Origin of the sequence: Peptacetobacter sp. AB800 (genome assembly GCF_047807365.1) — a bacterium.
Taxonomy (GTDB): Bacteria; Bacillota; Clostridia; order Peptostreptococcales; family Peptostreptococcaceae; genus Peptacetobacter.
This window is the reverse complement of record NZ_JBLOUI010000075.1, coordinates 1-2,376: the sequence shown is the minus strand read 5'-3', so window position 1 is coordinate 2,376 and position 2,376 is coordinate 1. Positions and strand designations below refer to the sequence as shown.

At 31.8% G+C, this 2,376-nt stretch carries 3 protein-coding genes; all 3 read left to right on the top strand.

All coding sequences use genetic code 11. The features are described from left to right. The first annotated feature begins 316 nt into the window (after positions 1–316). The 3 genes from trxA (at position 317) to ACK2WN_RS11900 (ending at position 2,226) form a co-directional block, all read left to right on the top strand. Positions 317–634: a thioredoxin gene (gene trxA, locus ACK2WN_RS11910; protein ID WP_006439341.1), complete on the top strand. Its 318-nt coding sequence runs from the start codon at positions 317–319 to the stop codon at positions 632–634. A gap of 173 nt (positions 635–807) precedes the next feature. Beyond that, a complete protein-coding gene (locus ACK2WN_RS11905; protein WP_416155687.1) occupies positions 808–1,680 on the top strand; it encodes an NAD(P)/FAD-dependent oxidoreductase in 873 nt (290 codons plus the stop codon). 168 nt (positions 1,681–1,848) lie between these two features. Beyond that, positions 1,849–2,226 (top strand): NifB/NifX family molybdenum-iron cluster-binding protein, encoded by a 378-nt coding sequence (locus tag ACK2WN_RS11900; protein ID WP_300528316.1) that lies wholly within the window; start codon positions 1,849–1,851, stop codon positions 2,224–2,226. Positions 2,227–2,376 lie beyond the last annotated feature (150 nt).

The window sequence follows — 2,376 nt, the reverse complement described above, 5'->3', positions numbered from 1 at the left end:
ATCTGTCTTATTTGTGTGTTTAAAATATAAAAATAGCAGGAAAGCAAAAATCTTTCCTGCTATTTTTCTTTTAGATAACCTCATTAACAATGCTAACTTAATGACATTGAGGAAGTAGCTTCTTTATAAAAATTCAAAAGAAACATTAGATATTATAGCTGCTAGTTTATGATTTAGACTAGCAGTTATTTTTATTTATATAAAAATAAAAAATATTTTTAAGAAAAATGTTAGAAGATGTATAAAGGGGGTATTATAGATAATGTAAATCAAATAAAAATAAACAATTAAAAATAAAAATTTGGAGGGAAATAAAATGGCAAAAGTTATAAATACAGCAGAATTTAGAGATAAAGTAGAAAATGGAAGTGGAGTAGCAGTAGTAGATTTCTTCGCTACTTGGTGTGGACCTTGTAAGATGTTAGCACCGGTATTTGCAGAAGCAGGAGAAGATATGAAAGAGGAAGCTACTTTCTATAAACTAGATATAGACGAAAGTTTAGAAATAGCTCAGCAGTTTGGAGTATCTTCAGTTCCAACTATGATAGTTTTCAAAGATGGAAAACCTGTTGATCAGATAGTAGGTTTCATGCCTAAAGATAGATTAATAAGCAAAATAAAAGCAAGCTTATAAAAAATACATAAAAGATAGATAAAAAAGATATTAAGTAAATTTAGACATAAAAATTAACCATTACAGAATATAAAGATAAGTGATTTCCATTTAGATTTTATTGGATTGATACTTATCTTTAATTCTATAAAGAAAAAGATGGATAATCGTTTTGAGAAAAAAGGGTGAGATTAATGAGATACGATATAGCGATAATAGGAAGTGGTCCAGCAGCATTATCAGCTGCAATAAATGCAAAGATAAGAAATAAGAGTATAATTGTATTTGGATCAAAAAATTTAAGCAATAAATTAGTGAAGGCTCCAGTTGTGGATAATTACTTAGGCTTTTCTAATGTAACAGGAATTGAGCTTATGGAAAGCTTTAAGAAACATTTAAACGATATGGATATAGAGATAGTAAATAAAAAGATAAATAACGTATATGCTATGGGAGATTATTTTGCGCTTATGTCAGGGCAGGAGATGTTTGAGGCAACTACTGTAATACTTGGTACAGGTGTGGAATTTACAAGAGCTATAGAAGGTGAAGAGAAGTTTTTAGGAAGAGGAGTAGGATACTGTGCTACTTGTGATGCACCTCTTTATAAAGGTAAAACTGTAGCTATAATAGGACACACTCCAGATGCAGAGGAAGAAGCAAACTATATAGACGAAATAGCAGAAAAAACTTACTATATACCTGTGTATGATATGGAAAAAACTACAGGTGCAGGAGATATAAGTGAAAATATTGAGGTTATATCTAGTAAAGCTGTTAAAATAGAGGGTGAAACTCACGTAAATAAGCTTGTCTTAAAAGATAGAGAGATAGACGTTGATGGAGTATTTATCCTTAAAGATAGTGTTTCACCTGGAGTTTTAGTTCCAGGACTTGAAATAGAAGGAGCACACATAAAAGTAAATAGAGATATGAGTACTAATATAGCAGGATGTTTTGCAGCTGGCGATTGTACTGGTAAACCATACCAGTTTATGAAAGCAGCTGGAGAAGGACAGGTTGCAGGACTTAGTGCAGTATCTTATTTAAGCAAAAAGATGTTATAATCAGAATAGTTCTACAATTGAAGATAGCACAATCAATAGATTGATATAAATTTTACTATTGATAGACACTAATTAAACAGGCTGTATTTAAAAGATTTTACAGAGCTGATTAATTCTGATATGATAAATTTATGCAAAATACAAATAGAAAAAAGGAGAAAAAATAATATGAAAATATGTTTTCCAGTAAAAGAAGATAAAGGATTAGACAGTGTACTATATGGGCACTTTGGTACTGCGCCAATATTTATAGTATGTGATACAGAAACAGGTGAGTTTGAAGCTGTTGAAAACGGTCATTTAGACCCTGCAACAGGTAAACATCCAGAAGGACAGTGCAACCCTGTAAAAGCTCTTAATGGGGCTGTAGTTGATGTAGCTGTTGTAGCAGGTATAGGAAAAGGTGCTATGATGAAACTTGGTGAAGCTGGAATAAGTGTATACCAGGGGAATTCACTACTAGATGTAAAAGGAAATTTAGATCTTATAAAAGAAGGTAAGTTAATATTATTCGATATAAACAAAACTTGCTTACATCATCACTAAGATAATAAAAAAGCCCTCCAGTTTAAACTGGAGGGTTATTTTTTTAGTATGACGGGCATGCTATTAATCTGTGGTGAAAGTCCATAAAAGGCGTAGCTACCGACGAACTTGATAGCGACTTGCAAGGTTTGTGCTGCGAAGCATAGGCGA

Coding starts and splice junctions, on each gene's coding strand:
- ACK2WN_RS11900 (WP_300528316.1), top strand. CDS start 1,849: ATGAAAATATGTTTTCCAGTAAAAGAAGATAAAGGATTAGACAGTGTA.
- ACK2WN_RS11905 (WP_416155687.1), top strand. CDS start 808: ATGAGATACGATATAGCGATAATAGGAAGTGGTCCAGCAGCATTATCA.
- trxA (WP_006439341.1), top strand. CDS start 317: ATGGCAAAAGTTATAAATACAGCAGAATTTAGAGATAAAGTAGAAAAT.